This window comes from Arthrobacter sp. FX8 (assembly GCF_026723805.1).
Lineage (GTDB): Bacteria > Actinomycetota > Actinomycetes > Actinomycetales > Micrococcaceae > Arthrobacter.
This window is the reverse complement of the sequence record NZ_CP113505.1, coordinates 3,889,739-3,911,226: the sequence shown is the minus strand read 5'-3', so window position 1 is coordinate 3,911,226 and position 21,488 is coordinate 3,889,739. Positions and strand designations below refer to the sequence as shown.

The window sequence follows — 21,488 nt, the reverse complement described above, 5'->3', positions numbered from 1 at the left end:
CCCAACTCTAAGGAACCGGATTATCGGCCAGGCGGATAGTTGATATCGGAAATCCCGCCTTCCCCAAATATATGAAGTGTCTCACAGTAGTTACAGGACCTGCACCAACCGACGGCAGCCAGTAACCAGAAGGACTTCAACGTGGAAACTCCCCTCTCCCATCTTGCCCACCTCGAGATCACCAGCCCGGACGTCGAAGCGTCCGCACGGTTCTACGAGGAAAAGTTCGGCATGCGCATCATCGACCGCGTGGACGGTAACGTCTACCTCCGCTGCTGGGGCGACTACTACCGGTACAGCCTGGTGGTCACCGAAGGACCGGAAGCATCGCTGGGCCGGATGGCATGGCGCACCAATTCGCAGGCAGGCCTGGAAGCAGCAGTCCAGCGCATCGAAGCGACTGGCGTGCAGGGAACCTGGACCGCCGGCGGCCATGGCTACGGCAAGGCCTACGAATTCACCGGCCCGTACGGCCACCACATGCGCCTCTTCTACGAGGTGGACAAGTTCGTGGCGGAGCCCGGCTTCGAATCCACTTACCCGGACCGGCCCGAGCGCCGCAGCAGCCACGCCGCAGCACCCCGGTTCCTGGACCATGTCACCGTTGCCGCGTCTGATGTCCGCGGCTTCGCCAAGTGGTACAACGAGGCCCTGGGCTTCCGTGTCATGGCCTTCGTGGACCTGGACGAAGCCCCCATCACCGTGTTCTCCGTGCTGACCACCAATGAAAAGTCCCACGACCTGGGCGTGGTGGCCGATACCTCCAACCGCCCGGGCCGCGTCAACCACATCGCGTTCTGGGTGGATGCTACCGAGGACCTGCTCCGCACCGCTGACGTCATGATGGAAAACGGCACCCCGATGGAATACGGACCCTCCATCCACGGCGTGGGCGAGCAGAACTTCCTCTACTTCCGCGAACCGTCCGGCCTGCGCGTCGAGCTCAACTCCGGCGGCTACCGCAACTACGTGCCGGACTGGGAGGCCAACACCTGGAAGCCGTCCGAAGGGTCCAACAACTTCTACAAGAACGGCGCCATGCCGCACTCCATGACCGAATCCTTCCCACCGGCCGAAGGCTTCACCGCCACCGAGGAAGGCGCGTCCCCGGAAATGAAGGAAGCGCTCCTGAACCCTTACGCCAAGCACGGACGGGGCTAACGGCACCATGGCCGAAGCACAGTACGCACTCATCCGGTTCCAGGAGGCCGGTGACGGCAAGCCCCGCGCGGGCCTGCTGGTTGATGACAGGGTCCTGCCCCTGGACGGGGATATCAACTCGCTGATCGAGCATTGGGACACCACCGAAGGACAGCTGGACGCCCTGGCCGCCACGGCAGGTAAGGCCACCGGCCTGGCGCTTGCCGACGTCGACATCCTCGCCCCGGTGGAGCCCGCCCAGGTGCTGCAGACGGGCGCCAACTACCGCAAGCACGTCATCGACCTCGCCGCGGCGCACCGCGAACCCGGCGAGGACGAGGAGGAAGTGCGCGCCAAGACGGCCGCGATGATGGACAAGCGCGCAGGCCAGGGCACGCCGTACTTCTTCATCGGACTTCCGACGGCGGTCGCGTCCGCCACGGACGATCTCACCTTGCCTGCGTATTCCAAGTCCCACGACTGGGAGCTGGAACTGGCCGCGGTGATCGGCAGGACGGCGTTCCGGGTCACCCCGGAGGAGGCCCTCGAGTACGTGTTCGGCTACACCATGGTCAACGACATCACCACGCGTGAGTATGTCTTCCGCAAGGACATGCCCGCCATCGGCTCCGACTGGTACCGCGCCAAGAACGCCCCGGGCTTCCTGCCCACCGGGCCGCTGCTGGTGCCCGCCAAGTTCTTCGGTGACCCGCAGGACGTCCAGGTGACGCTGAAGCTCAACGGCAAGCCCATGCAGGACGAATCCACGCAGGACATGATCTTCGGTGTAGCCAAGCTGGTCAGCGAAGCCTCCCAGATCATGCCGCTGCGCCCGGGCGACCTGGTGCTCACGGGCAGCCCGGCCGGCAACGGCCAGCACTGGGGCCGGCTGCTGCAGGACGGGGACGTCATGGAAGGCACCATCACGGGCCTGGGCACCCAGCTCATCCACTGCAAGGACGAAGTGACAATGGAAAGCAGCAGGCAGTGACCACGCAGGACACAGCACCAGTCACCGCCACCGGGGAATCCGCGGATTCCCCGGTCATCCGGCGTGACGATCCACTCGGCAGCATCCGTGCCATGGCACGGGCACACAACAACTGGGGAAGGTGGGGCCAGGACGACGTCCTGGGCACCCTGAACTTCATTGACGCCGCCAAGCGCATCGAAGCAGCGGCCCTGGTGAAGACCGGCGAGGCCTTCTCGCTGTCCCAGCCCTTCGACACCAACGGCCCGCAGAAGGGCTGGCGCCGCCGCACCAACCCCGTGCACACCATGACGGACACCGGGGTGGACGCCGAACGCGGCAACCAGGGTTTCCCGCACGGCTTCGGCGGCGCTGATGACGTGATCGCCATGCCGCTGCAGTGCTCCACGCAGTGGGACGGCCTGGGCCACATCTTCGACCAGGGCAAGGCCTGGAACGGGCGCGCCGCAGGTGACGTGGTCACCTCCGAGGGTGACCTGGTGACCGGCATCGAAACCGCCGCCGCCAAGATCGTCACCCGCGGCGTCCTGCTCGACGTCGGCCGGGCGCTGGGCCCCGGGCTGGGACGGAACGACGGCGAACTGCCGGACGGTTTCGCCATCACTCCGGAACACCTCCAGCGGACCATCGAACTCCAAGGGCCCAGCTCAACAGTGGGCCGGGGCGATATTGTTGTGATCCGCACCGGGCAGTACACCCGGGTGAGCCGCGACGGCTGGGGCGACTATGCCGGCGGCTCCGCCCCCGGGCTGTCCTTCAGCACGGCACCCTGGCTGCACCGCAGCGAGATCGCCGGGATCGCCACGGACACCTGGGGTTTCGAGGTCCGGCCCAACGAGTTCGACGGCGCATTCCAGCCACTCCACCAGATCGCCATCCCCAACCTGGGCCTGTTCCTGGGCGAGATGTGGGACCCCGACGCATTGGCGGAGGCATGCGCGGCGGACGGCAGGTACGACTTCCTGCTGACCGCAGCACCGCTCCCCATCACCGGGGCCGTCGGATCACCGGTCAACCCGATCGCCGTCCGGTAGCTTTCACTACAACAAACCACCAGCAGTAACGCCGTCAATACAAAGGAGTCAGCGATGGCAGCAGTACAGAACGTCGGAATCGTGGGGGCGGGAGCCGCGGGGCTGGCCGCCGCCATCCTCCTGGCCGACGCCGGAATCCAGGTGGAAGTCCTCGAGAAGGCAGACGCCCCGCAGACCCTCGGGTCCGGCATCACGCTGCAGGGGAACGCCCTGCGCGTCCTCCGCCACCTCGGCGTCTGGGACCAGGTGGAGGCCAAGGGCTACGCCTTCAGCACGCTCGGCCTGCGCGCCCCGAACCCGGCCGGCACGGTGCTCGCCGTCCTGGAGGATATCCGCACCGGAGGTGACGACCTCCCCGCCACCATGGGCATGTACCGGCCGGACCTCACGGCCATCCTCCGTGAACGGGCGGAACAGGCGGGGGCCCGGATCAGCTACGGCCGGACGGTCACCAGCATCACGGACGACGGCGGCTCGGTCACCGTGGGCACCGCCGACGGCGGCACAGCCACCTACGACCTCCTGATCGGCGCCGACGGCCTGCACTCGGCCGTACGCAAGGCCATCGGCATCGACGTCGAACCCCGGCCCACCGGCATGGGCATCTGGCGTGCCTTCGTGGAACGGCCCGAAGAGGTGGTCCGCACCGACCTGACCTACGGCGGCCCCTGCTTCATCGCCGGCTACTGCCCCACCGGCCCGGACACCATCTACGCCTACCTGGTGGAGAAGGCCCAGGAGCGCAAGCACGAGGACGGGCCCCGCATCATGGCCGAACTCGCCGCTGCCTACGGAGGCCCGTGGAAGGAAATCCGCGCCAACCTGGACCACAGCGCGCGCATCAACTACACGTGGTTCACCACCCACCTGGTGGACGGCCCGTGGAACCGAGGCCGCACCGTGATCATCGGCGACGCCGCCCACAGCTGCCCGCCCACGGTGGCGCAGGGTGCAGCCATGGCGCTGGAAGATGCGGCTGTGCTGGCCGAGCTGCTGATCAGGGCCGACGACGTCACCGAAACCCTGTTCAAGGAGTTCAGCGACCGCCGGCTGGACCGGGCCAAGGCAGTGGTGACCGCCTCGGTCCAGCTGGGCCAGTGGATGCTCGACGGCGTCCGCGATGCCGATGTGCCCGGGCTGATGCACGGCCTGTCCGTCATGCTGAAGGAGCCGGCATGAGCACCCGTCCCCACACGAACCCCACGGTGGATGTCCACGCCCATATCCTGCTGCCGGCCCTGCAACAGATGGTGGCGGACGCGGATCCTGACGGCTTCGGCGCCCAGCAGGCCCTGGAGGTGCGGCGCAACGGCCCGGAGTCCATGGCCGCATCGGGCCGGATGATCAAGGAGCGCTGGCCGCAGCTGACGGACCTGGACCGCCGGCTGGCGGACATGGACGCCCAGGGCGTGGACGTCCAGCTGGTCTCACCGTCGCCGTCGCACTTCTACTACTTCGCCGGGGAGGATCTGGCCCTTCAGCTCGCCCGGGCCGCAAACCAGGCGGTGCGCGAGTTCGTGGACCGCGCGCCGGGGAGGCTGAACGGGCTGGGCCTGGTCCCGCTCCAGCACCCGGGCCTGATGGTGGATGCCCTGGAACACGCCGTCTTGGAGTGCGGGCTGCTGGGAGTCGAAATCGGGTCCTTCGCCGCCACTCCGGGTGACCCGGAACGAGGCACCATTGAACTCTCGGACCCCCGGCTGGAACCGTTCTGGACCCGCGCCGAAGAGCTGGACGCCCTGGTGTTCCTGCATCCGTTCGGCTGCTCGCTGGATGAGCGGCTGGACCGCTTCTACCTCGCCAACACGGTGTCCCAGCCGGCCGAGAACGCGGTGGCCCTGTCCCACCTGGTCTTCAGCGGCGTCCTGGACCGGCACCCCGCCTTGAAGGTCCTGGCGGCGCACGGGGGCGGCTACCTGCCCACTACGCTGGGCCGGTCGGACCATGCCTGGAAGGTGCGGCCGGAGGCACATGGGTGCGCCGCGCCACCGTCGTCCTACCTGCGGAAGCTGTACTTCGACTCGCTGGTCCACAGCCCGGCTGAACTGCGGGCCCTTGTTGCCGCTGCAGGGCCCGGGCAGGTGCTGCTCGGCTCGGACTACCCATTCGACATGGGGTCCGACCTGCCGGTGGACGAAGTGGAGGCTGCCGCACTCCCGGCCGACGACGAGGCCCGGGTCTTGGGCGGCAACGCACGGGCCCTGGGCATCACCGCGGCCGCTGCCCTGGCCACCCGCCCCAATGCGTAAGGAACACTCACATGGTCAAGATTGCCCGTTGGAACCACGATGGCGGGACGCGGTCCGGCTTCGTGGACGGCGAACACTGCTATGCGCTGCCGGCAGGCCAGTCCGTGCAGACACTGTTGGAGGCCGGGCTCCAGGAGACCTTGGCACTGTACCGTCACGTCATTTGTTCCGCTGCTGCTGTTCCGCTGTCGGATGTGCAGCTGCTCGCCCCGCTGGCGCCCGCCACCATCCGGGACTTCGTGGCGTTCGAGGAGCACGTGGAGGGCGTCCGCAAGAGCATCGACGGCGTGGCCGGCGTAGTGCCCGAATGGTACGAAGCACCCACGTTCTACTTCACCAACCCGCACACGGTGACGGGCACCGGCGAGGTGATCGGTATTCCCGCAGGCTGCACGGACCTGGACTTTGAAACGGAAGTGGCAGCCGTCGTCGGGCGCGTCCCCGGCAGCGACGGCCGCAACCTGACGGCGGAGGAGGCGCACCGGCACATCTTTGGTTACACCGTCCTCAACGACTGGTCTGCGCGGGACTTGCAGCGCCGGGAGATGAAGGTCAGCCTGGGGCCGTGCAAGGGCAAGGACTTTGCCAACACCCTGGGGCCTTGGATTGTCACGGCGGACGAGTTCGAGGACCGCCACGACGCAGACGGGTTCCTGTCGATCTCCATGGCTGTGGAAGTCAACGGGCGGCTGATTGGGCAGGACCTGCTCTCCAACATGGGCTGGCCGTTCGCCGAACTGGTGGCCTATGCCTCGCAGGATTCCGTGGTCCGGCCGGGCGATGTGCTGGGCTCCGGCACGTGCGGCAGCGGCTGCCTGGCCGAACTGTGGGGCCGGAACGGGGCACAGACTCCCCGCCGCTGAAAACCGGTGACGTGGTCCGGATGACCGTGGAAGGCATCGGAACCATCGAGAACACCGTGGGCTCCCGGCGCGAAGCCGCGACCCGGGTTCCGGCCCGGAACCGGCCGCGGAACCGTGTTGCCGCTGCTGCTCCTTCCGGAATCTAGGGTGGTTTCCCTTCAGCCCGAGGGCTGGACAGTGGTGGTCACCCCCATCCCAACCAGGTAGCGCCAGATGTCGTTTTGTAGCGCCAGAACGACACCTGGCGCTACCCAGTTGGGGAACGAGATGGGAAATTAGCCCTCTGCTGCGGCCGTCCCGTCGGCCGGAGCCGCAGCGTCGGCGGCGAGGGCCTGCTCCCGACGGTAAATCTGAACCGCGATAGCGGTGGGGATCATCGCCAGCGCGGTAATCCGCATCCAGGGCCGGTCCAGGACATGACCGGTGAGGGCATCCAGGGAGAACGGGCCGGAGCCGCCGATAGTGAAGGCCGCGGCTGCCAGGCCCAGCACGGCTGGGTACTCGAGGCCGCCCTCTTGGGCGAAGAAGCCGTTCGGGGCATGGACGCTGGCTGCTACGCCCATGGTGGTTGCGGCAGCGGCGCCGGCGGCAGGAGTGGCCATGCCCAGGGCCAAGGCCAGGCCGGCTCCTGCTTCACCTACGCCCGCAAGGACGGCACTGGGTTTTGCGGGCCGGAAGCCCATGGCGTGCATGCCCTTGCTCGTGCCGTCGACGCCTCCCCCGCCGAACCAGCCGAAGAGTTTTTGGGTTCCGTGGGCCGCCAGCACTCCTCCCAACGCCACCCGGAACAGGGTCTGTGCGGCGGCCGCGGCCTCGGGGCTGGTGGTTACATTGCTCATAACAGTCCTCCGTGGGTTGCATGAGTCGCTGCGCGGCTCGCTTCAGCACGAGCCTACGAGTGCGCAACCTGCCGGTCACGGGAGGAAGGCCACGCAGGGTACCCCCTCCGGCTGTGGGACCAAGCCGTGTCCTATAGGGTATTCCGCGCGTGGACGGCCACGGGATGGGCGTTGACGGGGAAGAGCTCGTGGAGCCGGGCGCAGGAGCGCTGGACCACGGACCGCAGCCACACGTTGGCCGGGTCCTCCGCTTGGGACGGGTGCCAGTACATGGCCTCCACGAGTGACGCTTCGCCTTCTCCGGAGAACTCCAGCACGACGATGTCCGCGCCGCGCTGGGCGCGTCCGGCCAGCATCCGGGGGACGAGTGCCACAAGGTCGGTGCCTTCGACCAGGAGCGGGAGGGACAGGAAGCCGGACACCACGGCTGCCACCCGGCGTTGGATGCCCCGGGACTCGAACAGCTTGTCTGCCGGGGTGCTGATGCCCTCGCCGAAATAGCCGACGGCGTGCGGCACCGCGGTCAGGTCTTCGAGGGTCAGGCGGGGCTGCTGGAGCAGGGGGTTGCCGGCGTCGGCCACGGCCACGAAGCTGTCACGGAAGAGCTGCTTGCTGGCTCCCTGCATCTGGTATCCCGTTGGTCCCACCAGCAGGTCGATCTTGGAGTAATCAGCCATCTGGCCCTGGATCCCCGAGCCGGCGGTGGGAACGAAATCCACCGACACACCAGGCGCTTCGTCCCGAAGGATCCCGCGCAGCGGTCCCACAATCAGCGCGGCCGCATAGTCCGAGGCAGCAATCACGAACTCCCGTTCGCTGGTGGCGGCGTCGAACCCGGACCGCACGCGCGTGGCCCGCTGGATGTGGAGCATTGCTTCATCAACCAGCGGGACCAAGGACTGGGCAAAGGGCGTGAGGTCATACGTGCGGCCGTTGCGGACTAGGAGCTCGTCGTCGAAATGGCGCCGGAGCCGGGCCATCGCCGCACTGGTGGCCGGCTGACTGAGCTGGAGCCGCTCCGCTGCCCGGGTGATGTTCCGGAGTTCCAGCAGGACCTGCAGGTGGGGCAGCAGGTTCAGGTCCAGGTTCTTCATGCCTACAGGTTATCCATGCCCCGGGTTCTCCTCTTCCGACCGCCGCCTGCTGCGGTTCCCCAGGTCAGGAACCCAGCTCCCCGGCAACCTTCCGGGCGCCGCGAACAGCGATGGCCACACTCATCAGCGTCGGGTTCATGGCTGTCGCCGTCGGAATCAGTGCGTTGCCGCCCACCAGCAGGTTCTCGTAGCCCCACACCCTCGACCACGGATCCGCCACGGAGGTGCCGTCGTCGGCAGCTCCCATCCGCATGGTGCCCTGGTAGTGCAGGCTGGAGCCGTTCGGCATCAGCCTGGGCTCGGCCACGAAGACGCCCAGCGCCTTGCCCGCACGCCGCAGCCGCTCGGTGGCCTGGGCAATCTCGGCTCCTTCCCGGTCTGTGAGCGCATACTCGATGGTCATGTTGGGGAAGCCGCGGTAGTCCGACTCGTTGTCATCGAACGTGACGGCGTCCTCGAAGCGGGGGTGCTTTCGCATGCCGTAGCCCATGTTGACGTAGCCCCAGCGGTTCTCCGAGTAGGGGGTGCCTGGCTCCATAGGGAATGGCGTGGTTTCCGTGTACATCACCTGCACGGAGAACGGGTGCTCGGGCTCGGAGAAGGGGATGCGGTTCACCGCCGCCACCGGATCCGCGGGGTTGAGCGAGCGCCGGGCCAGTTCGGCTGTCAGGTCCTTCTCCGTGGCATAGCGCTGCATCTTTTCTGCGTCGAGCGCCACCGTGGAGATCACCACGGGGTGCTCGGTCAGGTAGTGGCCCAGGGCTTTCGGCCGGACGCCGGAGGCCCACAAAAGCTGCGGCGAGCGGAAGGCGTCGGCGGCCACTACCACGATGTCAGCCGCCACAAAGGAAATCTCCCCCGTGCGCAGGTCCTCCACCGTGACGCCCGTGACACGCCGTCCGTCCAGCTCCACCCGGCGGACCAGGGTGAGGTCGCGGAGTTCGAACTGCTGCGAGAGCGGGCTGTCCTTGTCGATCAGCGGTCCGAGGACGACGTCGGCCCCCGCCCAGCGCACGGACCCGTCCGGCTGCGGGTCCCCGGCCACCGGAAGCGTATCCACACCGTAGCCCTCCGGCAGCTCCGCGCCGAACTCTTCGTCAAGGAGGGACCGAATGGCTTCGCCCACCTTGGAGTCCGCAAACGCGGCGCTGTGGACGTGCAGGAGCTGCTTGGCGTCCTCAACCAGGCCGTCCCACTCGTCGTCGGCGATGAAGGGGATCTTTTCGCTGAAGGCGGGCGACGGCGTCGCGCAGGTCCAGTGGGCGCCCTGGCCGCCCACGTTGGTGGCCGCAGCCGCGGCCGGGAAGGAGGGGGCGTGGGCGGAGCCCGCGCCCCCGAAGTCGAGGAGGTGGGTGCCCTGCCGGGCGGTGAACATGCCCTCGGTGACGGTAGCTGCCGGAATGCCGAGCGATTCCCGGTACTCACCGGCCTGCGGCCCCTGGGACATCTCCCGGGCACGCGCCTTCTCGGCATGATCGGGGATGTTGCGGACGCTCTCGCCGGGGACGTCGGTGAGCTGCGGCCCGGCTTCGAACATCACCACCCGCGCGTTCGGGACCTGCTCCAGGAGCACCCGGGCGTAAGTGGAACCAATGGGTCCGCTGCCGACGACGGCGATAGTGGGGTTGGACATGATGTCTCCTTTGAAATCAGGCCGAGAGGGATTCGGAAGTGGTGGTGGAAGCGGGAACGGGTTCGTCGGAGAGGCGTCCATGCGGAAGCAGGACCGCCGCGACAATCCCCACCGCGTAGGTGGCCGCCAGGGTAATGAAGATGGGTGTGAAGACTGAGCTGTAGATCTGCGCAACGGTGGCCTGGACGGCCGGCGCCGCCCCGTGGACCAGCTGCGGCGTCAGGGTGGAAGCATCAAGGCCTGCCGGCAGGAGATCTGCAACGCCGAAGCCAATCACTCCGCCGATGACCGCCGTCGCCACCGTGGATCCCACCTGCCGCACCAGGTTGATGGTGGCCGTGATGGTGCCGGTTTGGCTGGCGGGCACGGCGCCCTGAACTACTGCCACAATCAGGCTCATAAACGCCCCGGTGCCCATCCCCACCACAGCCATCACCATCATGGGAACCCACAGCGGAAGGCCCGCGGACAGCATGGCCATCACCAAAAGCCCGGCGGCCCCCATCGAGGTTCCCAGGATCGGGAAAATCCGGTATTGCCCTGTCCGGCTGGCCAGCCATCCGGTCAGCAGGTTGCTGATCAGCATGCCGAACACGGTGGCGATGGGGACCAGCCCGGACACGGTGGCGGTGGTCTGGTATGCCATTTGGAAGTACGTGGGCAGGTAGGCGGTGATGGAGAAGAGGCCGACGCCGATAATCGCCGAGAGTGCCGTGCCTGCAGCGATGGTCCGGTTGGCAAAGAAGTGGAGCGGCACGATGGGTTCGGATGCACGCCGCTCGATGAAGAAGAAGGCAGCAAAGCCGGCGAGACTCACAGCGAGCGCGGCGGCAGTGGCGGAGCCTGCGCTGCGTTCGGCGGCCCAGGTAACGGCGAGTACGAGCGCCACCAGGGCGGTGGTGAAGACGGCAGCCCCGGCAACATCAAAGTGGCGGGGCATGGGGCCGGGCTCCAGGTGCGGCACAGCGATGAGGGCAAGGCCGAGGGCCGCTGCACCCACGGGGATGTTGATCCAGAAGACCCACTGCCAGCCCCAGTAGTCGGTGATGGCACCACCCAGGACGGGGCCCACCAGGATGGCGATGGGGAAGGCCGCGCCGATAATGGCCATGTAGCGGGGCCGTTCCCGCTGCGTGGTGACGCGCGCAATGATGGTCTGGGACATCAACTGCAGGCCTGCGGAGCTCATGCCCTGCAGGACACGCGCGGCAATTAGCCAGGCCATGTCCGTGGCGAAGCCGCAGGCCAGTGAGGCGGCCAGGAACATCACCAGCGAGAAGATGAAGATGCGGCGGGCGCCCAGCACGTCACCCAGTTTGCCGAGTACCGGCAGCAGCACGGTGCTCGCGAGGGTGTAGCCCACAACTACCCAGCTCATCAGCGTCAGTGCGCCCAGTTGACCGGAAATGGTGGCGAGGGAAGTGGACACGACGGTGTGGTCCAGGGCCCCGAGGAAGGAGACCGAAAGCAGGGAGACAACAAGGAGGCGGAGTCTTAGAGGCGAAAGTGGCATAGTGATCTACCCGAACGATCGGGTCGTCGACGCGACGTGGTGTGCCTCCGGTGCACCATCACGCCGGAGAACGGGTCCGGAAGGAACCCCGGCGCCACTATCCATAGTACTGCACTTTAGTCGAAAAGCAACATAAGCGTGCCGGAAACCGACGCCTAGGCCTGGCAGCGTTCTACGCATCAAGCAGCGCCTGGGTCAATGCCATGTCCTTCAGCAGCTCCTCCAGATCAGCTGGCGGTCGGTCCGACAAGCAAGCGTCGATCGCCCGGCGGAGGGCCAGACGGGCTGAGGACTCATATCGCACTGGAGTCCGAAACGCCCCCTCACCCGTGAAGCTCTCCACCTTGGCGAGCCCGGCTGGCTGGTCGACCGTCACTTCCGTCCGCACCTCCCCCAGGGCCAGCACCTGGAGCAGGCCTCCCCTGTGGTGACCCCCGATGGCGGTTGCCGAAAGGGTGGCGGGAACAGCCTCACCCGTGTACTCGCCTGAATTCAGGAGTGCGATCCTGCTGTGTGCAGTGGCCACGCTTGACTGGAGCGCCAGGGAACCGCCGGCAAGGGAGCGCATCCAGCCGAAACCGTCGCGGATGAGCGCACCAACGCCTGCAGCGGGGGCGGCACACTCAACCGTGATGATCCGGGCGGGGCTGCCGCCCCTTGCCTGGGTCGCATCAGCGACAACGTCGGGGCGCAGGCGGGGGCGTTCAACGATCACCGGGATGCCCCCGGGCCACCGCTCGGACTCAACGGTTCTCCGCGGAAGGACTGCAGGATCAGCCAGCACCACCGCTGACGCTCCGCCGGCGCGGGCGGCCAGCAGCCCCTGCCACCAATCGCCGGTTCCGGGCACCACCGCCACCGCACCACGCAAATCCTCCGTGAGTACGGCACTCACGGGCAGCTCGGCGACAGCGGCCGTGTAGGCGGGCAAAGCCGGGACGATGCTGAACGCCCGATCCTGATTCAATGCGGCGCCCCTTCAAGAACTTTCGCCGCGGCGGCATCGGCCAGGTCGATTGCATACTGTGCGTCAGCCAGCAGTTTGTCGTACTCCACGAGGGCATCCCCTTGAAGGAGCGCGGCGAGCAGGCGCCACTCAGCCACATAGCCGTCTTCGTCTTCACGCGGATACTCTGTCCACTTCCCGTCCACGCTCCGCACCCGGATGGCGGCGCTGCCAGCATGGACAAAGGCGGGCGGAAAATTCACCTCGATCCGGTCATGGGAGGTGGCGATGCTCATTCGCCACAGCGCATCCGGCCCCTCCGGGAGCATGGTGAGCGCCAGCTGGACCAGGACCCCTCCGGCCCGGTACCCCACCAGGTAGCCGATCGGGGAAACGATCCGCGCGTAGACCACTTCGTCGATGCCCGGCGCAATGTCCCTCACCGCTGGCAGATCATGGATTGCGAGACCGGTGAGCAGCTGCCGCAAAACGCCCGCCGCCTCAGCTGGGTTGCCAAGGTCCGGGCGTCCGCGCCGGGCTGTTTGCAAAGGGCCGCCTTCGCCAACCAGGCGGTGGTACCTGTCATTCGGCGGAAGCGCGAGCGTCACCGAGATGGCCTGCACCCTGCCCTCCAGCGCCACAAGGTGGTGCTTGGCGCGCCCCCATGCGGCGTCGAACAGATGATTCGTCCCCAGCAGCAGGGTGGCCCCTGCCTCACGGCATGCGGAGACAATGAGATCAGCTTCCTCCGTGCTGGTGGCCAGCGGCTTCTCGCAGAAAATGGCGCGCTTGCCCGCGGTGAGTGCCGCCAGGATTTGACGGAAGTGCTCACGGGGCGGGCTGCAGATGGCCACCACGTCCACGGCCGGATCTGCCAGCAGGTCCGCCTCCCCTCCGACCAGCGTGCACCATGCCGTTCGGCCAGGGCCCGGGCGCGCCCGCTGCCGGCATCCGCAACGTGCACCACGCTGAACAGGTCAGCAAGCCGCCCCAGTACCGGCAGGTGCAGGGCCGCGACACCCGGCCCCGCCCCGAGAATCCCTACATTCCAAGGCATCGTCGCCCCTTTCTTATGTCTTTATTATTCATAAGTACGGAATGTTTTAGCTATAGTCCCGCATAACTGTACGTTAGTGCGCCCCTCTGTGTGAGAATTGTTGCCATGACGACAGACTCCACCCTCCGCTTTGGAGCACAGACGGACGAAGTGACCAGCCTGCTGCGGATCGTCAATTTGGTGCGCACGGGTGAAGCCACTACCCGCCCGGAAATCGGAAAGGTCACGGGCCTGGGCAGGGGCGTAGTGAGTCAGCGCGTTGACCAGGCCATCTCGATCGGCTTCCTCGGCGAGGGGAATTCGGCGCTTCGTCCGGCGGCCGCGCGCCGCGCACGCTGCGCTTCCGGGCCGAGCAGGGGCGGATCATCGTGTGTGCCCTCGGGGCGGCCCATATCAGGGTGGGTATAGCGGCGCTCGACGGCGACATCGTGGACCACGAGCACCGCACCTGGGACATCGCCCAGGGACCTGAGAACACCATCGACGCCGTACTTGCCCTCGTGGACGACGTGCTCAAGAAACATCCAAAAGTGCCAACGTGGGCCGTGGTGGTGGGGCTTCCCGGGCCGGTCGACTTCGCCACGGGACAACCCGTAGCGCCGCCGATCATGCCCGGCTGGAACGGCTTCGATGTCCGGACGCCGTTTGAGGAGCGTTTCAATGCCCCCGTGTGGGTGGACAACGATTCCAATCTGCTGGCCCTTGGTGAACGCGCCCGGCGGCGAGACTCCCTCGTGGACCTCATCTACTGCAAAATCGGCTCGGGCATCGGAGCGGGCCTGCTCTCCAAGGGCAGGATCCACCGTGGCGCAAACGGTGCGGCAGGTGATATCGGCCATGTCAGGGTTTCGGATTCCGATGCCCAATGCCGCTGCGGCAAGATCGGCTGCCTGGAGGCGGTGGCCGGCGGCTGGGCCCTGGTGCGGGACGCAGAAGCGGCCATCAAGGACGGGGCCAACACCAAACTTGCCGCGGCGGCCAGGAAGGGCGGGCTATCGCTTGAGGAGATCACTCTCGCAGCGCAGGCCGGGGACGCCCTGGCTATCTCCCTCGTCCAGAAATCGGCCCGGGTAGCCGGCGAGACGATATCTGCGCTGGTCAACATGTTCAACCCGGGAGTGATCGTCATCGGCGGGGCTATGGGATCTGCCGGTGAGGTCTTCCTGGCGGAGGTGCGGCAGCGGGTCTACGAACTGTCACTGCCCCTTGCCACCCGCGATCTCACCATCACTCTCTCCGTAAATGACGAGAGGGAGCCGTTGCGCGGCGGCGCCGAACTGGCCCGCGAGCAGCTGTTCGATGTCACCTTCCCGCGCTGGTTCGGCGAGGGCCGCCCGTCACCGGAACGGGTTGCCGTTCCCGCCTAATATTCCACGGCTCGGGGCGCGCCGCTCAGGCGACGTCGCGGGAGACGCTGGGCACCGGCGCCCGGTCAAGCTCCAGCCGGGCCTCCAGATGGAGCGGCAAGACCAGGGGAGTGCCGGGCCGTGCCTGCAGGTACGGCACCATCAGCTGGAAGTCTACGGCGACAGCGTGCGTCCCGCCTGAAAGCCTGCGCCCGCCTGCCAGCACAAGCCTGTCCTGCACGAACCACCAGGCCCGCTCTTCCTGCAGCGACCCCGGGGAAACGCATCGGGACCCGAGCATCACCGCCAACTCCCCCGGGGCCAGCGGAACGCCGTCCACCTCCACCTTGAGACCGGAGGTGCTGGAGAGCGGCATTGAGCGGATCCACGGCAGGCTGATGCGCAGTTCAAAACCTTCCGGAGTGGTGGTCAGCGCATCCTCGCGCACAGCAGTTTCCAACATGACTTCCATCCTTTATCCTGAAACTGACATAAGTTTGTCATTAACAGGCATAAATGGGAAGGTGCCTTATGGCTCCCGAAATTCCAAGGAGCTGGACGCTTTGCGCCAGCTCCTTCAACTGGACTCCTGACATCATCGCCGCCCACCGGACGGCCCAGGACATCGTCACTGACATCGCGGATTCTGTGGTGAAAACGGTCGAACTGGAGCCCGGACTGGTGTGGCGGTCCTTTCCGGCCCCGCATGACGACGAAGTCGAGGGGTTGCGGGCTTCCTTGGCGGCAAAGGGCGGATCCATCAGCATTGTTGGGACCAGCCTGGACGACTTCTCCTCGCGCACGGAGCGCCGTACCCTGCAGGAGCGTTTGGACTTCCTGGTCCCCCAGATCCATGCCGCGGACCGCGTTGGAGCCAGCGGAATCCGGCTCCCGATCGGACAGGCGGGGACGGAACTGCTCACTCTGGTCCAGCCAGTCCTGCATGAGCTCGACCTGGTGCTGTACGAGGAAATCCAGGGGCGGCAGGCTCCGGACAGCGCCGCCGTCGAGCCTGCCCTCGAAACGATAGCCGCCCTCGGAGATGACCACGTACGGGTGCTCGTGGACATCAGCATGCTGATGCCCGCCCTTCCCATCACCTACCTGGACGAACTGCGCCGGGGCGGCATGCCGCAGGACTTCGTGGCGCGGCTGGAGAATGACTGGCGGGACCCATCCACCATCGACGCCGTCACTGCCCTGCTCCGCTCAGGAAAAGTTGCCCCACGGATTCACACCCTCTTTATGAACCTGCTCATCCGGTTCGGCCGCAGTGATGCCGCGGACCTGCAAGGGGTCCTTCCCCTGGTCGGGGCCTTCCACCTGAAGTTCTGGGACCTGCACGACGACGGCGGGCGCGTTTCGCAGCCGCTGCGGGACCTGGGCGCCCTCCTGGGCCGCCACGGCTTCAGCGGCACGCTCACCAGCGAGTGGGGCGGCCACGAGTGGCTGCAGGACGACCCCACGGATATGACACGGCGGCATCTTGCACTGGCGGAGGCGGCCTTGGTGTCCGTCAGTTGAGCCTTGAAGTTGAACAGCAGAACGGCCGGCCCCGGGAGTTCCCGGGGCCGGCCGTTTGGTTGTCGAAGTTGCTATTTGGTGCTGAAGGCAGCGTCGAAAGCCGCCGCTGAAGGCTCGTAACTGGAAAGCCTGCGGACGAATGCCAGAGCTTCGGGGGCGCCGTCCAGGCGGTCCATGCCGGCGTCCTCCCACTCCACGGACAGAGGGCCGCGGTAGTTGATGGAATTGAGCATCCGGAAGGCGTCCTCCCACGGCACGTCGCCGTGGCCGGTGGAGATGAAGTCCCAGCCGCGCCGTGGGTCCGCCCAGGGCAGGTGGGATGAGAGCCGGCCGTTGCGGCCGTTGGCCAGACGCTTCTTCGTGTCCTTGCAGTGCACGTGGTAGATGTGATTTTTGAAGTCCCATAGGAACCCCACGGGGTCGATGTCCTGCCAGACCATGTGGCTCGGGTCCCAGTTCAGCCCGAAGGCCTCACGGTGCCCGATCGCCTCCAGTGCGCGCTGCGTGGTCCAGTAGTCGTACGCGATCTCTGAAGGATGAACCTCGTGGGCAAACCTGGCCCCTTCCTCGTCAAAGACGTCAAGGATGGGGTTCCACCGGTCAGCAAAATCCTGGTACCCGGCGTCCACCATTTTTTCGGAGGCCGGCGGGAACATCGCCACGTACTTCCAGATGGACGAGCCCGTGAAGCCGGTCACCGTCTTCACGCCGAGCTTCGCGGCAAGGCGGGCGGTGTTCTTCATTTCCTCCGCTGCACGGCGGCGCACTCCTTCAGGATCGCCGTCGCCCCAGACAATGTCCGGCACGATGCCGCGGTGCCGTTCGTCGATGGGGTCATCGCAAACGGCTTGGCCCTTGAGGTGGTTGGAGATGGTCCACACCTTGAGGCCGTGGCGTTCCAGAATGTCGAGTTTTTCCTGGACATAGGCGTCGTCATCCCAGCGCCACGGGTCCAGGTGATCGCCCCAGCAGGCGATTTCCAGCCCGTCGTAGCCCCACTCGCCAGCGAGCCGGGCCACCTCCTCGAACGGCAGGTCAGCCCACTGACCGGTGAACAAGGTGATTGGTCGTGCCATGTACTTTCCCTTTTCTAGCCGGCCTGGACGGGGACACGGGCGGCAACGCGCGTCCAGGCGGAGTCATTTTCGGAACTGCGCTCGACGGCGTCGAGCACCCGCTGCACCCGCAGCCCGTCACCGAACGTGGGGTGGGGATCGGTACCGCTGGCAATCGCCTCCACGAGGTCCTTGACCTGGTGGGAGAACCCATGTTCGTAACCGAGCATGTGCCCGGAAGGCCACCACCCCGAAACGTAGGGATGCTCAGCCTCGGTGACCAGGATTTTCCGGAAACCCTGGCGGTCCACAGGTGCCGTCCGGTCGTAGAACTGCAAGCTGTTGAGGTCCTCGAGGTCGAAGGCCAGTGCGCCCTTGTCCCCCGAGACTTCGATCTGCAGCGCGTTCTTGCGCCCGGTGGCAAAACGCGAGGCCTCGAACGACGCCAGTGCACCGGATTCGAACCGTCCTGTGAAGATGGCGATGTCATCCACGGTTACCTGGCCCTTGCCGGCACCGGCGGTGCCGGAGAGTCCGGAACCCGAGTCAAGGAGCGGCCGTTCCTTGACGATGGTGTCGATGGTGCCGGACACCTTTTCCAGGTTCAACCCGGTCACGAACTGCGCCAGGTCGATCGCGTGGGCGCCGATGTCCCCCAGCGCCCCTGAGCCGGCATGTTCCTTCTGCAGGCGCCACGCCAGCGGCATCTCCGGGTCCACCAGCCAGTCCTGCCTGTATGAGGCACGCACCTGGTTGATGGTCCCCACAGCGCCTTCGGCGATCAGGTTCCGCAGGAACGTGACGGCGGGAACGCGCCGGTAGGTGAATCCCACCATCGCCCGGACGCCCCGGGCAGCAGCACGTTCAGCTGCCTCAGCCATGGCTTCTGCTTCGGCCACCGTATTCGCCAGCGGCTTTTCGCAGAGAACGTGCTTCCCGGCGTCGAGTGCTGCGATCGCGATCTCGGCGTGGGAATCGCCGGGGGTGACGATGTCGACGACGTCTATATCGTCCCGGGCGATGACCTCGCGCCAGTCCGTGGCGGACTCAGTCCAGCCCCACTTTTGCGCTGCGTCCGCCACTGCGTCAGCGGTGCGCCCCACCACGACGGCCATTTCCGGTTCAGCCGGCAGGTCGAACACGCGCGGTGCTGTCCGCCAGCCCTGGGAGTGGGCAGCGCCCATGAACCCGTAACCGATCATGGCCACCCGCAGGGTTGTCATGCCAGCACTACCTTGCGCTCAACCGCCACCCGGTTTCCGACGTAGCGCGTGGGCGCGATCTGCATGTAAAGCAGGCGGAGGGTAAGGATGATTTCGACGTCGATCTCCTCGCCCGCATCGGGGATGCGGTCCAGGGAGATGACGACGTCCGGCTTGTCAGCGACGAACCACAGGGTTTCCCATTGCTCGGGCAGCTCCGCGATGGGATAGGACTTCCCCTGCAGCTCGAAGCGGAGGGCTTCCTTGGAGATGGCCACCCCGTTGACCGTGGCCGCAACATCGTCCACAGCGGACAGCCAGAGGCTGCGGTACCAGGGCAGTTGCACGGACACCGAAATGCCCTCGGGGTGCCTGCGGACGTCGGCATCCTGGAACAGGGAGTTGTGAGTTGCCATGGCTTTCCTTACTTCGCAGTCTCGACCAAGGTCGGGTTGGAAACAGTTGTTTCGACGGATTCTTCGATAGCGCGCCGCATCAGGGCGTGCTGCTTTTTCACCAGGTCGATGGGGTCCGATTCGCCCAGGTCGGCGAATGCATGGCCTTCCCACTCGCTGGAGAGGAAGCCCTGGTAGCCGCCCTTGACGAACTGGCGCACGATGCGCGGGATGTCCATGGCGGGCTCGTTGCCGTTCCCGTCGATGTCGTAGAACTTCGCGTGGACGTGGAACATCTGCGGCATGATGTCCAGCCACTCCTCCGGCGGGACCAGTCCATGCATGTTGAACGCGAGCCGGGTGAACGGGCCCAGCCGGGCGGGGTCGAAGTTGTTTTCGCGCAGGTAGTCCTCGAACTCCTGGTTGCGCTCCTGCATGGGCAGGGGCTTGCGCCAGATGTCCTGCATGACAGCGAAGTGCTCCCCGGGCAGTCCCATCTGGGTCAGGGTCCGGAAGAGGGTGGGCGACAGGCTGTGCATGGTGGAACTGAAGTCTGCCGTGAAGCCCAGCCGGTCGCTGCCGAGCTCCTCATACATCTCGCGGATCTGCAGAATCTTGGGATCATTCGGACCCTGGGGCGCGTGGATCTCGTAGCCGAGCTTCTGGTCGTACTTCTCGGCCAGCGGAAGCAGCCGGCGGAGCAGCTCCTTGCCCGCGGACCGGATGACGATCTTGTTGAAGCCCAGCGTGTTGGCGGTCTTGAGCTGCCTGGCGAAGAAGTCGAACTCCTCGTCCGGCGTCATGTCGCGGTCCTTGCGGCGGCCCATGTCCAGGTTGGTGCCCACGGCACTGGGGGTCAGGCCGTAGCGGTCCATGCTGTCCCGCCACAGGCGGACGAACTCGTCGTCCACGTCCGGGTACGTGCGCAGCATCTGCGCAATGTTGAACTCCACGCCCGGCCCGAGGCCTTCATCGGCGACGGCCTTGATCAGGGTCTCAGGGGTGTAAAGCCCGGCGGCGAATTCGGAGGTGAGTGAGTAAAGGGTGATGCCAAGCTCGATGCCCGAGCCTGCGATTCCTTCTGACATGTTCTGTGATCCCTTCGGTGTCAGCCGCGGACGGGCTGGGCGAGGTGGCTGCTGAGGATGCGGCGGGCTTCGGAAGCGTCGGTGATCATGGCGGAACCGGCATTGGCCGCGGCTGAACGCTGCACGGCCTGCTCGCCGCGGATGATCTCGAACGGGTCCTGCCAGTTGTTCCAGTGCCAGCCTTCGTACTCGCTGGAGATGGCCCCGGAGTAGCCGTTCTCCACGAGCTGCCGGACCAGGCCGCGCACGGGCACGGAGGGCTCTTCGCCGTTCTCATCGATGCCGAAGAACTTGCCGTGCACATGGCGCACCCAGGGCATGATCTCCAGCCAGGTATCCAGCGGGGCAGGACCGAAAAGCCCTGTTCCGTTAATGCCGAAGTCGATGCCTAGGTCGGGCCTGCCGTTCCGGGCGGCCAAGCCGATGAAGGCACCGAAGCGTTCACCGTGAACCTTCTGGGTGTTGGGCGGGCCCTCGGCGTAGAAGCCGTCCCACAGCTCAACCACCTGCCGCAGTAGGTCTTCCGACGCGCCCCGGCGGCGATAGGCCTCGAGCAGCGAGGGGGCAAAACCGGTCACGGTGGCACCCCAGTCGGCAGTGAAGCCAAGCAGTGGGGAATCGAGCTTTTCGTAGCGGTCACGGAGCGCGAGCACCCGTTCGTGCGCGCCGTGCTGGTCCGCATGGACTTCCAGGGCCAGGGTCACACCGTACTTCTCGGCCACGGGCAGCAGGCTCTCCATGGCGTCGGGCGTCAGCGAGATCTGCACGCGGGCGATCGGGAAGCCGAGGCGGGCGGCCACCTCGATCTGCTTGCGCATATATTCGACCAGCTCGTCGTGGTTCATCAGCCGGTCCCGCCGGATGCCGGTGTCCACGTTGACCGCCAGCGAGGTGGGGAGGAGGTCCACCTCTGCCACCAGGTCCCGGAACTGCCCAACAAAGGTGTCATCGATGCGGTCCGGAAAGCCGCGCAGGCTGGAGAAGCCAATAACCTCAAGCCCCGGACCGAATCCTTCGGCCGCCACCTTTCGGATGAGGCCGTCAAGGTCGTACTGCCGGGCATGGAAGGCGCGGGTAAAGCTGTAAAGGGTGACGCCCTGGATCGGCGTGCCAAGGCTGGTCATCGCTGTGCCACCTTCATGGTCTTGGTGTCGTGCTCTTCGATGTGCAGCACGCCGTGGTCGGTGATGATGTACGGGATGTAGAGCTTCAGGTCCACCCGGACCTCATGCTCGGCCTGGCCGTCCTCGATGGGAAGATCGCCGGACAGGACGGCCGAGTCCAGCGGGTACCACCATTCGCCGGTCTCATCCACGAGATCTTCAAAGCTGAACGTGCGGTCGTTCATGGTCCACCGCAGCGAATCTTCGGGTGCGGCCACGCCGTCAACAGTCAGTGCCGCCCCGGCGATGCACGAGCCGGGGAGGGCGCGGTACCACGGGATCCGGACTTCGACGGCCGCCCGGCCATCCCGGATGGTCAATGTTCCTTGCTCGATTATGCGGTCGGCAATCATCGA

21 protein-coding genes and 1 pseudogene are annotated in these 21,488 nt (G+C 66.4%); 9 read left to right on the top strand and 13 right to left on the bottom strand.

Features of this window, described 5'->3' with window-relative positions:
* Window positions 1–141: 141 nt before the first annotated feature.
* The 6 genes and pseudogenes from OUO20_RS18300 (at window position 142) to OUO20_RS18275 (ending at window position 6,423) form a co-directional block, all read left to right on the top strand.
* Complete coding sequence (locus OUO20_RS18300) at window positions 142–1,161, top strand: VOC family protein (RefSeq protein ID WP_268002349.1); 1,020 nt, start codon at window positions 142–144, stop codon at window positions 1,159–1,161.
* Between the two features lie 7 nt (window positions 1,162–1,168).
* On the top strand, window positions 1,169–2,131 hold the full coding sequence (locus OUO20_RS18295) for a fumarylacetoacetate hydrolase family protein (protein WP_223993327.1): 963 nt from the start codon (window positions 1,169–1,171) through the stop codon (window positions 2,129–2,131).
* On the top strand, window positions 2,128–3,165 hold the full coding sequence (locus OUO20_RS18290; RefSeq protein WP_268002348.1) for a cyclase family protein: 1,038 nt from the start codon (window positions 2,128–2,130) through the stop codon (window positions 3,163–3,165). Before OUO20_RS18295 ends, OUO20_RS18290 begins: the two co-directional genes overlap by 4 nt.
* 54 nt (window positions 3,166–3,219) lie before the next feature.
* Window positions 3,220–4,344, top strand: coding sequence for an FAD-dependent monooxygenase (locus OUO20_RS18285; RefSeq protein ID WP_268002347.1), 1,125 nt, complete (start codon window positions 3,220–3,222; stop codon window positions 4,342–4,344).
* Entirely contained in the window at window positions 4,341–5,414 is a 1,074-nt protein-coding gene (locus OUO20_RS18280; protein ID WP_268002346.1) for an amidohydrolase family protein, read from the top strand. The genes OUO20_RS18285 and OUO20_RS18280 overlap by 4 nt, the downstream gene beginning before the upstream one ends.
* An 11-nt stretch (window positions 5,415–5,425) precedes the next feature.
* A pseudogene (locus OUO20_RS18275) lies at window positions 5,426–6,423 on the top strand (fumarylacetoacetate hydrolase family protein).
* 129 nt (window positions 6,424–6,552) lie between these two features.
* On the opposite strand, the gene OUO20_RS18270 reads toward OUO20_RS18275, so the two are convergent.
* From OUO20_RS18270 to OUO20_RS18245, 6 genes are all read right to left on the bottom strand, one after another.
* Entirely contained in the window at window positions 6,553–7,116 is a 564-nt protein-coding gene (locus tag OUO20_RS18270; RefSeq protein ID WP_268002345.1) for a DoxX family protein, read from the bottom strand.
* 131 nt (window positions 7,117–7,247) lie between these two features.
* A complete protein-coding gene (locus OUO20_RS18265; protein WP_268002344.1) occupies window positions 7,248–8,210 on the bottom strand; it encodes a LysR family transcriptional regulator in 963 nt (320 codons plus the stop codon).
* Window positions 8,211–8,274: 64 nt separating this feature from the next.
* The gene (locus OUO20_RS18260) at window positions 8,275–9,843 is read right to left on the bottom strand and encodes a GMC oxidoreductase (protein WP_268002343.1); all 1,569 of its coding nucleotides are present in this window, start codon (window positions 9,841–9,843) and stop codon (window positions 8,275–8,277) included.
* 16 nt (window positions 9,844–9,859) lie between these two features.
* The gene (locus tag OUO20_RS18255; RefSeq protein WP_268002342.1) at window positions 9,860–11,356 is read right to left on the bottom strand and encodes an MFS transporter; all 1,497 of its coding nucleotides are present in this window, start codon (window positions 11,354–11,356) and stop codon (window positions 9,860–9,862) included.
* A 172-nt stretch (window positions 11,357–11,528) separates the two neighbouring features.
* A complete protein-coding gene (locus tag OUO20_RS18250) occupies window positions 11,529–12,323 on the bottom strand; it encodes a hypothetical protein (protein ID WP_268002341.1) in 795 nt (264 codons plus the stop codon).
* Window positions 12,320–13,165, bottom strand: coding sequence for a Gfo/Idh/MocA family protein (locus tag OUO20_RS18245; protein ID WP_268002340.1), 846 nt, complete (start codon window positions 13,163–13,165; stop codon window positions 12,320–12,322). The genes OUO20_RS18250 and OUO20_RS18245 overlap by 4 nt, the downstream gene beginning before the upstream one ends.
* A 299-nt stretch (window positions 13,166–13,464) precedes the next feature.
* Between OUO20_RS18245 and OUO20_RS18240 the strand changes: the two genes are divergently transcribed.
* Together OUO20_RS18240 and OUO20_RS18235 are read left to right on the top strand one after the other, a co-directional pair.
* On the top strand, window positions 13,465–13,767 hold the full coding sequence (locus OUO20_RS18240; RefSeq protein WP_268002339.1) for a hypothetical protein: 303 nt from the start codon (window positions 13,465–13,467) through the stop codon (window positions 13,765–13,767).
* Entirely contained in the window at window positions 13,728–14,726 is a 999-nt protein-coding gene (locus OUO20_RS18235) for an ROK family protein (RefSeq protein WP_268002338.1), read from the top strand. The genes OUO20_RS18240 and OUO20_RS18235 overlap by 40 nt, the downstream gene beginning before the upstream one ends.
* Before the next feature lie 25 nt (window positions 14,727–14,751).
* Here the strand turns inward: OUO20_RS18235 and OUO20_RS18230 are convergent, their stop codons facing one another.
* Window positions 14,752–15,168: a C-glycoside deglycosidase beta subunit domain-containing protein gene (locus tag OUO20_RS18230; protein WP_268002337.1), complete on the bottom strand. Its 417-nt coding sequence runs from the start codon at window positions 15,166–15,168 to the stop codon at window positions 14,752–14,754.
* A gap of 68 nt (window positions 15,169–15,236) precedes the next feature.
* Between OUO20_RS18230 and OUO20_RS18225 the strand changes: the two genes are divergently transcribed.
* Window positions 15,237–16,229: a restriction endonuclease subunit R gene (locus OUO20_RS18225; protein ID WP_268002336.1), complete on the top strand. Its 993-nt coding sequence runs from the start codon at window positions 15,237–15,239 to the stop codon at window positions 16,227–16,229.
* A 71-nt stretch (window positions 16,230–16,300) separates the two neighbouring features.
* Here OUO20_RS18225 and OUO20_RS18220 read toward each other — a convergent pair whose 3' ends face one another.
* From OUO20_RS18220 to OUO20_RS18195, 6 genes are read right to left on the bottom strand one after another with little or no spacing between them, the layout of a single operon-like run.
* Entirely contained in the window at window positions 16,301–17,305 is a 1,005-nt protein-coding gene (locus OUO20_RS18220) for a sugar phosphate isomerase/epimerase family protein (RefSeq protein ID WP_268002335.1), read from the bottom strand.
* A gap of 14 nt (window positions 17,306–17,319) precedes the next feature.
* The gene (locus OUO20_RS18215) at window positions 17,320–18,507 is read right to left on the bottom strand and encodes a Gfo/Idh/MocA family protein (protein WP_268002334.1); all 1,188 of its coding nucleotides are present in this window, start codon (window positions 18,505–18,507) and stop codon (window positions 17,320–17,322) included.
* Window positions 18,504–18,902, bottom strand: coding sequence for a C-glycoside deglycosidase beta subunit domain-containing protein (locus tag OUO20_RS18210; RefSeq protein ID WP_268002333.1), 399 nt, complete (start codon window positions 18,900–18,902; stop codon window positions 18,504–18,506). Before OUO20_RS18210 ends, OUO20_RS18215 begins: the two co-directional genes overlap by 4 nt.
* 8 nt (window positions 18,903–18,910) lie before the next feature.
* Complete coding sequence (locus OUO20_RS18205; protein ID WP_268002332.1) at window positions 18,911–19,969, bottom strand: sugar phosphate isomerase/epimerase family protein; 1,059 nt, start codon at window positions 19,967–19,969, stop codon at window positions 18,911–18,913.
* Between the two features lie 20 nt (window positions 19,970–19,989).
* On the bottom strand, window positions 19,990–21,093 hold the full coding sequence (locus tag OUO20_RS18200) for a sugar phosphate isomerase/epimerase family protein (protein WP_268002331.1): 1,104 nt from the start codon (window positions 21,091–21,093) through the stop codon (window positions 19,990–19,992).
* Window positions 21,090–21,485, bottom strand: coding sequence for a C-glycoside deglycosidase beta subunit domain-containing protein (locus tag OUO20_RS18195; protein ID WP_268002330.1), 396 nt, complete (start codon window positions 21,483–21,485; stop codon window positions 21,090–21,092). The genes OUO20_RS18200 and OUO20_RS18195 overlap by 4 nt, the downstream gene beginning before the upstream one ends.
* Window positions 21,486–21,488: the final 3 nt, after the last annotated feature.

What these genes read in the sequence shown, in the direction of transcription:
- OUO20_RS18215 (WP_268002334.1), bottom strand. Translation starts at nt 18,507, where the DNA reads ATGACAACCCTGCGGGTGGCCATGATCGGTTACGGGTTCATGGGCGCT.
- OUO20_RS18280 (WP_268002346.1), top strand. Translation starts at nt 4,341, where the DNA reads ATGAGCACCCGTCCCCACACGAACCCCACGGTGGATGTCCACGCCCAT.
- OUO20_RS18240 (WP_268002339.1), top strand. Translation starts at nt 13,465, where the DNA reads ATGACGACAGACTCCACCCTCCGCTTTGGAGCACAGACGGACGAAGTG.
- OUO20_RS18255 (WP_268002342.1), bottom strand. Translation starts at nt 11,356, where the DNA reads ATGCCACTTTCGCCTCTAAGACTCCGCCTCCTTGTTGTCTCCCTGCTT.
- OUO20_RS18230 (WP_268002337.1), bottom strand. Translation starts at nt 15,168, where the DNA reads ATGTTGGAAACTGCTGTGCGCGAGGATGCGCTGACCACCACTCCGGAA.
- OUO20_RS18265 (WP_268002344.1), bottom strand. Translation starts at nt 8,210, where the DNA reads ATGAAGAACCTGGACCTGAACCTGCTGCCCCACCTGCAGGTCCTGCTG.
- OUO20_RS18195 (WP_268002330.1), bottom strand. Translation starts at nt 21,485, where the DNA reads ATGATTGCCGACCGCATAATCGAGCAAGGAACATTGACCATCCGGGAT.
- OUO20_RS18285 (WP_268002347.1), top strand. Translation starts at nt 3,220, where the DNA reads ATGGCAGCAGTACAGAACGTCGGAATCGTGGGGGCGGGAGCCGCGGGG.
- OUO20_RS18205 (WP_268002332.1), bottom strand. Translation starts at nt 19,969, where the DNA reads ATGTCAGAAGGAATCGCAGGCTCGGGCATCGAGCTTGGCATCACCCTT.
- OUO20_RS18210 (WP_268002333.1), bottom strand. Translation starts at nt 18,902, where the DNA reads ATGGCAACTCACAACTCCCTGTTCCAGGATGCCGACGTCCGCAGGCAC.
- OUO20_RS18220 (WP_268002335.1), bottom strand. Translation starts at nt 17,305, where the DNA reads ATGGCACGACCAATCACCTTGTTCACCGGTCAGTGGGCTGACCTGCCG.
- OUO20_RS18270 (WP_268002345.1), bottom strand. Translation starts at nt 7,116, where the DNA reads ATGAGCAATGTAACCACCAGCCCCGAGGCCGCGGCCGCCGCACAGACC.
- OUO20_RS18295 (WP_223993327.1), top strand. Translation starts at nt 1,169, where the DNA reads ATGGCCGAAGCACAGTACGCACTCATCCGGTTCCAGGAGGCCGGTGAC.
- OUO20_RS18225 (WP_268002336.1), top strand. Translation starts at nt 15,237, where the DNA reads ATGGCTCCCGAAATTCCAAGGAGCTGGACGCTTTGCGCCAGCTCCTTC.
- OUO20_RS18200 (WP_268002331.1), bottom strand. Translation starts at nt 21,093, where the DNA reads ATGACCAGCCTTGGCACGCCGATCCAGGGCGTCACCCTTTACAGCTTT.
- OUO20_RS18260 (WP_268002343.1), bottom strand. Translation starts at nt 9,843, where the DNA reads ATGTCCAACCCCACTATCGCCGTCGTCGGCAGCGGACCCATTGGTTCC.